The sequence below is a fragment of the Pseudoroseomonas cervicalis ATCC 49957 genome, from assembly GCF_000164635.1.
Taxonomy (GTDB): Bacteria; Pseudomonadota; Alphaproteobacteria; order Acetobacterales; family Acetobacteraceae; genus Pseudoroseomonas; species Pseudoroseomonas cervicalis.
Window position 1 is genome coordinate 180,584 of sequence record NZ_GG770781.1, and the last position, 1,164, is coordinate 181,747.

2 protein-coding genes are annotated in these 1,164 nt (G+C 72.1%); one reads left to right on the plus strand and one right to left on the minus strand.

All coding sequences use genetic code 11. The annotated features are described in order from the left end of the window. On the minus strand, window positions 1–320 hold a 320-nt coding region (locus HMPREF0731_RS15920), incomplete at its 3' end, for a GntR family transcriptional regulator (protein WP_007005198.1). Window positions 321–484: 164 nt separating this feature from the next. Here HMPREF0731_RS15920 and HMPREF0731_RS15925 point away from each other — a divergent pair. Then, on the plus strand, window positions 485–1,164 hold a 680-nt coding region (locus tag HMPREF0731_RS15925; protein ID WP_051014789.1), incomplete at its 3' end, for a Bug family tripartite tricarboxylate transporter substrate binding protein.

A 1,164-nucleotide genomic window follows, 5' to 3' on the forward strand; every position in this document is an offset into this window, starting at 1 on the left:
AGGCTGGCGGCGGTGCCTTCGAGCGCCACGCGCATCAGCCCCATCTCGGCCAGGCGCCGCGCGCCGAACTCCGCCACCAGCGTGCCGCGGCGCGGCAGGGTGACGACCATGCCCTCCGCCTCCAGCCGGTGCAGCGCCTCGCGCACCGGCTGGGCGGAGATGCCGAGGCTCTGCGCCAGGGAGCGTTCGGAGAGCTTCTCGCCACCCGGCAGGCTGCCATCGACGATGGCGTCGCGCAGCCGGCGATAGGCACGCTCGGCGAGCGACATCACATCCTCGGCGGCGAAGGGCAGCAGTTTCGGGGCGTCGCTGGGCAGCATGGCGGCAGGCTAGGCCACCCGGCCCCGATTCTGCAATAGCAGATGGCAGATGGCAGAAATCCAGCGACGCGCCGCTTTGCCGGCACCTACCCAAACCGTCGCAATTCCGCTTCAGTTCCGCCCAAGCACCAAGACAAGAGCTGGAAGGAACGCCAATGCATCGAATGGGCCGACGCGCCGCCATCCTGGCCGCCATGGCCACCGCCGCGGGGGCCGCGTCGCGCGCCGCCCGGGCGCAGGGCGGCGAGGCCTGGCCGTCCCGGCCGGTGCGGATCATCGTGCCCTCCGCCCCCGGCGGCGGCGCCGATTTCACCGCCCGGGTGTTCGGCCGCTTCCTGGAGCGGCCCGGCCTGCCGGTGATCATCGAGAACCGCCCCGGCGCGGGCGCCGTCATCGGCACGGACGCGGCGAAGTCGATGCCGGCGGATGGGCACAATTTCGTCCTGGCGACGAATTCGACCCACGCCGCCAATCCGTTCCTGTTCAAGCAGCTGCCCTATGACCCGGTGCGCGACTTCGCCATGGTCGGGCTGTTCGGCAGTTTCCAGTCGATCCTCCTGGTCGATGCCCGCTCGCCGCACCGCAGCGTGGCGGATCTGGTCGCGGCCGCCCGCGCCACGCGGGGCGGGCTGTTCTTCGGCTACTATTCCTCCTCCTCGCGCGTGCCGCCGGAACTGCTGCGCGCGGCCACGGGCATCGAGCTGACGGGCGTGTCCTACCGCAACGTCACCCAGATCCTGACCGATCTGCGCGGCGGCGACGTCGCCTTCGCCTTCGTCGACGCGCTCTCGGCCGCGCCGGCCTTGCAGGAGGGCAGCGGGCTGCGGCCGGTCGCCACCAGCGC